This is a genomic window from Gemmatimonadota bacterium, assembly GCA_016209965.1.
Taxonomy (GTDB): Bacteria; Gemmatimonadota; Gemmatimonadetes; order Longimicrobiales; family RSA9; genus JACQVE01.
The window spans coordinates 1-5,173 of sequence record JACQVE010000179.1 but is presented as its reverse complement, the minus strand read 5'-3'; the positions used below and the strand labels follow the sequence as shown (position 1 = coordinate 5,173).

5 protein-coding genes are annotated in these 5,173 nt (G+C 69.7%); 1 reads left to right on the top strand and 4 read right to left on the bottom strand.

The window, feature by feature from the left end:
• Positions 1 to 225 (top strand): bifunctional hydroxymethylpyrimidine kinase/phosphomethylpyrimidine kinase (locus HY703_07365; protein MBI4544994.1); only part of this gene is annotated, 225 nt, incomplete at its 5' end.
• 77 nt (positions 226 to 302) lie between these two features.
• On the opposite strand, the gene HY703_07360 is transcribed toward HY703_07365, so the two are convergent.
• From HY703_07360 to deoC, 4 genes are all read right to left on the bottom strand, one after another.
• Positions 303 to 1,964: a hypothetical protein gene (locus HY703_07360; GenBank protein ID MBI4544993.1), complete on the bottom strand. Its 1,662-nt coding sequence runs from the start codon at positions 1,962 to 1,964 to the stop codon at positions 303 to 305.
• Positions 1,965 to 2,176: 212 nt separating this feature from the next.
• A complete protein-coding gene (locus HY703_07355; protein MBI4544992.1) occupies positions 2,177 to 3,001 on the bottom strand; it encodes a purine-nucleoside phosphorylase in 825 nt (274 codons plus the stop codon).
• Between the two features lie 16 nt (positions 3,002 to 3,017).
• A complete protein-coding gene (locus HY703_07350) occupies positions 3,018 to 4,337 on the bottom strand; it encodes a NupC/NupG family nucleoside CNT transporter (protein ID MBI4544991.1) in 1,320 nt (439 codons plus the stop codon).
• A 298-nt stretch (positions 4,338 to 4,635) separates the two neighbouring features.
• The coding region (deoC, locus tag HY703_07345; GenBank protein ID MBI4544990.1) for a deoxyribose-phosphate aldolase at positions 4,636 to 5,173 on the bottom strand (538 nt) is incomplete at its 5' end.

Below are 5,173 nucleotides of genomic sequence, written 5' to 3'. Positions count from 1 at the left end.
GAGCTACGGAGCTGGAGGCGCCCCAGGCTGCCGGGCCGGAGCACGCACGGGACCGGGTGCACGCTTTCCGCTGCCATTGCGGCCGGGCTGGCGCACGGCCGGCCGGCGCTCGAGGCGGTGGAGGAAGCGCTGGAGTTCGTGCGCCGTGCGATTGCGGAGGCGCCGGGACTCGGCTCCGGTCACGGCCCGCTCAACCACTTCGTGCCCAGCGGCCGGCAGCGCTAAGCGCCCGCGCGCCCACCTAAGTAGTCGAATCCGCAAATACGGCCGCATTGGCGCCGCCGTACGGGTGAATTCTACCACTACTCATCGCCCCCGCTCCGCGGCTGCGCCGCCTGCGGCGGCTGCTCCGTGATCCACCACCGGGGGAGCGTGACGAACGCGCCGCGGATGTCCATCTGCACGCCGCGCACCCGCTCGCGGATCAGGTGGATCTCCGGGTAGTAGTAGAGGAAAGTCCAGGGCTGCTCCTCCAGCATGATGTGCTGGAAGCGCTGCCACAGCGGCCGCGCCGCCTCCCGGTCCGTCAGCCTCCCCGCCTGGTCCAGGATCCGGTCCACCTCAGGGTTGCGGTAGGAGGACAGTTGGAAGGGGCCGGACAGGGCCGAGGAGTGGAAGAGGTCCCGCACGTTCACGCGCGGGTCGCTCTCGAACCCCAGCAGCACCGCGTCGAAGCGTCGCTCGGGCGAGCTGATGTCCGCGATCAAGGTATTGAGCTCGGTAGGGCGGGTCGTGACCTTGATGCCCAGGCGCGCCAGGTCCGCGCGGATCAACTCCGCCGTGTTGCGGTTGAAGTCATTGCCCGCCGGCACCTTGAGCGTCAGGGCGAAATCCTTGCCCGCCGGGTCTTCCAGCAGGCCGTCGCCGTCCCGATCAGTCACCCCAGCTTCCACGAGGAGGGCGCGCGCAGCCGCGGTGTCGAAGGGCAGCGGCTCGAGTTCGCGGGCGTACGCCCAGTGGTAGGGCGGGATCGGCCCGATGGCCAGGTCGCCGTAGCCGTGGCGCAACGATTCCAGGATCTTCTTGCGGTCCATCGCCATGCTGAGGGCACGGCGCACCCGCGCGTCGCCTAGCGGCGGCCGCTTGCCGTTCCAGCCAATGAAAGCGTAGCGTCGTGTGGGCCGGATCAACAATCGGACCTGGGGATCCGGGTCCGCCGCCCGGGCCAGCTCGATGCTGGGGGTCAGGCTCAGATCCGCGCCGCCCGTCTGGATCTCCGTCACCTGGGCCGGGCTCTCCGGCACTACGCGCCAGACTACCCGGTCGAGATAGGGACGCCCACCCAGCTCCGCGGGAAAGTCTGGATTCGCCTCGAACACCCAGCGGTCGTTCGCCTGATACGAGACGAAGCGGAACGGGCCGTTGCCCACCGGACTCTTGTTGAACTGCGCCTGCCGCATCTGCGCTGGCGGAATCGATTCCAGCAGGTGGCGGGGCACGATGGGGAGGAGGGGCCAACCGGCCAGCGGATCCGCGTGCGGCCGGAAGCGGAATCGAACGGTCAGCGAATCCACGACCTCGACCGCGCCCCAGTCCTCGAAGAAGCTGGCGTTGGCAAACGCCGTGGCCGGGTCCTTCACTCGCTGATAGGTGAACGCCACATCCGAGGCAGTGGTGCGCACGCCGTCGTGCCAGAAGACGTCGTCGCGCAGGCGGAAAACCGCCAGAGTGTCGCCCATCAGCTCCCAGGAGCGCGCCAGATACGGCTCGTAGCCAGACTCCACGTTGTAGCGGAGCAGGGGCAGGAAAAGCAGGAAGCGGTTGATCTCCTGCGTGTAGCTCTCCTGCGCGACCAGCGAGTTCGCGTAGTCCAGGTCATGCTGGCCCGCGATCACCAGCGTGCCCCCACTTACGGGAGCGCCGTCGCCGCCGCCCGGCGCGGGCTGCTGCCCCCGCTCGCAAGCCGCCGCGAGCAGCAGCGCGACCGCGATCGCCCACTGTCGGACCAGCTCTCCATCTTTCATGTTGGCCCCACCAAGCATTCTGCCGCGCCCTTCACCCATAGCTCAGGGCGCCGAGGGCCGCCACGCGGCATGATGATGCCACGAAACTGGGGTCGATTCGCGTCAAAGGCCATAGCCAGATCGGTCAGGATGGAACTTGGAAACCAGGTCCGGCGAACAAATTTGCGCTGGTGTGGGACTCGGGGCAAGGCGCGAGTCAATCCATCCGCGAGTCAATCCATTTCCACTTCGAGCAGCAGCGGCAGCTCGCGGATCACGCCGCGCACCAGGTCGGCGAAGCGGCCTCGCGCCTCCGCGCCAGCGGCGATCACCTCGGCGTGCTCGAGTGGGCCGGCATGCAGACCCGCAGCCAGATTGCTGATCAGCGAGATGCCGAGGACGCGCACACCCATGGCGCGGGCTGCCAGCACCTCCGGCACAGTGCTCATCCCCACGGCATCGGCGCCGAATCGGCGCAGCATGCGGATTTCTGCCCGCGTCTCGTAGCTGGGACCGCTCACGGCGCAGTACACGCCCCGGACCACCCGGATTCCGCGTTCTTCGGCCACGCGCTCGGCGACTGCCCGCAGCTCCGGGTCGAAGGGGCGGGACATGTCCGGAAACCGCTCGTCGCCAGGGATGACGGGCCCGATCAGCGGGTTCCGCCACATGAGATTGATATGGTCCGCCAGGATCATGAGGTCGCCGGCGCGGAAGGCGGGGTTCAGCGCGCCGGCGGCGCTGCTCACGATGAGGGTGCGGGCGCCGAGCGCGGCCAGGGCGCGAACTGGCAGCGCGACCGCCTCCGGCGGGTGGCCCTCGTACACGTGATAGCGGCCCTGGAGGACGACGCATTCCACGCCCTCGAGCCGGCCGGCCACGAGTGCGCCGGCGTGCCCCTCGACCTGCGCGCGCGCAAAGCCGGGGATCTCGGCGAAGGGCAAGCGGACGGGCTGCTCGAGGTCGTCCGCCAGGCCGCCGAGCCCGGAGCCCAGGATCAGCATCGCGCGGGGGCGGCGGGTCAGGCGCTCCCGCAGGTAGGCCAGCGTTTCCGTCACGGCACCTGGCGGCCGCTCATACGATCATCCCGGCAATGGTCGCAGTCATGAACGCCGCCAGCGTGCCGGCGATCATGGCTCGGAGCCCCAGGCGAGCCAGGTCGCTGCGCCGGGAGGGCGCCATGCCGCCGATCCCGCCGATCTGGATGCCGATCGAGCTGAAGTTGGCAAAGCCGCACAGCGCGTAAGTGGCAATGATCACGGAGCGCGCAGAAAGCTCGGCGTCGGGGGCGGAGAGCTTGACTGCCAGGCCGAGGTAGGCGACGAACTCGTTGACCGCGGTCTTGATGCCCAGCAGCTCGCCCACCGCGACGGCATCCTTCCAGGGCACGCCCATGAGCCAGGCGAGCGGAGCGAGCAGCCATCCCAGCAGCGTCTCGAGTGTCAGCCGCTCCCCCGCCCCGAGCCATCCCCAGCCGCGCAGCAGCTCCGTCAGTTGCACGGCGTCGCTGACCAGGCCGAGCACCGCGTTGAACACGGCGAGCAGTGCAATGAAGGCGAGGAGCATGGCCCCCACATTGAGCGCCAGGGTCAACCCCTCGCCCGCGCCCCGCGCCGCCGCGTCAATGACATTGGCATCGGGCGAGGCGACCTGCACGCGCAGCGTGCCACGGGTCACGGGCTCCTCCCGTTCCGGGTACATCAGCTTGGCGAAGACCAGCGCCGCCGGCGCGGACATGACGCTGGCGGCCAGGAGGTGGCCGGCAATGTCCGGGAAGAAGGCGATCAGCATGCCGACATAGGCGGCCATCACTCCGCCCGCGACCGTGGCGAAGCCGCCGGTCATGACGGCCATCAGCTCGGACATGGTCATGCCGCCCACGAACGGCTTGATCATGAGCGGCGCTTCCGTCTGCCCCAGGAAGATGTTGCCCGACGCCGATAGCGTCTCGGCGCCCGAGGTGCGCATGGTGCGCAGCATGACCCAGGCTACGCCCCGGACCACGGCCTGCATGACGCCCAGGTGGTAGAGCAGGGTCATGAGCGAGGAAAAGAAGATGATGGTGGGCAGCACATTGAAGGCGAAAAACGCCCCCGTCTGCGCCACCATACCCGGCATCGCCTGGATCGGGGCATTGCTCGCCGCCTGCCCACTGCCCACCGGCACGGTGTTCCACACCAGGTTGCCGAACAGGAACTGCGCGCCCTGCACCGTGAAGCCGAGCAGTGCGACAATCACGCCGTTGATCCAGGAGAAGATCCTCACGCCCAGCGGCGTCTTGAGGATGAAGAGGGCAAACACGATTTGGAGCCCGGTGCCCCAGAGGATGACCCGCCAGGCGATCACGCGCCGGTCCACGCTGAGCAGCCAGCCGAGGCCGAGCAGCACCACCATTCCGAGGAGGGAGACGAGCCGGCCGGTCCAGGGCGTGGCCACCTCGGCGCGGGCGCGGCGCACTGCCTCCGCGGCCGGGCCGGCCCCCGGCCGGGCCTGGGCCGGCTGGACGACGCTCGGCTGGGCCGGCGCGGCCGCGGCGGCCCCCGTCGAACCCGCCGGCGCCGGCGCCTGCTGCGCCTGGGCGCGTTCGAGTCTGGTGCTGAGACCGGCGCCAAGCAGCAGCGCGGCGCCGAACCAGAGGGCGTAGACAGCCGGGCGGCGCGTGGACCTCATCGTCCGTCTCCAGTAAAGAATGCTAGCAGGGAAGTTCTACTAAGTATGCCGCCGCGGCGGCAGGGGCGGGCGGCGGCCGATAACCGAGCTGCTGCACGGCCTGCTCGATGGGTGGGGCGAGGTGGCCGTAGCAGTTGACCAGCTCGACGCCGCTCGAGGTGCCCAGCCGGGTCGCGCCGGCAGCAATCATGCGCAGCGCGTCCTCGCACGTGCGGATGCCGCCCGCCGCCTTGACCCCCAGCTCGCTGCCCACGGCGAGCCGGAGCAGGGCCACGGCTTCCGGAGTGGCGCCGCCGGCCGGGTGAAAGCCCGTCGATGTCTTGACGAAGTCCGCACCAGCCTCGCGGCAGAGAGCGGCCGCTTTGATGGTCTCCATCGGCTCGAGCGCGGCAGTCTCGAGAATGACTTTCAGCAGCGCTCGGCCCCGCGCCACGCCTGCGAGCTCGCGGATGTCGTCAGCCACGCCTGCCCAGTCGCCCTCCTTGATCTTGCCGATCTGCGCCACCATGTCCAGCTCCGTGGCGCCGCGGCCCAGCGCGTCCTCCGCCTCGGCCACCTTG

Coding starts and splice junctions, on each gene's coding strand:
- HY703_07360 (MBI4544993.1), bottom strand. CDS start 1,964: ATGAAAGATGGAGAGCTGGTCCGACAGTGGGCGATCGCGGTCGCGCTG.
- HY703_07350 (MBI4544991.1), bottom strand. CDS start 4,337: ATGGTGGTGCTGCTCGGCCTCGGCTGGCTGCTCAGCGTGGACCGGCGC.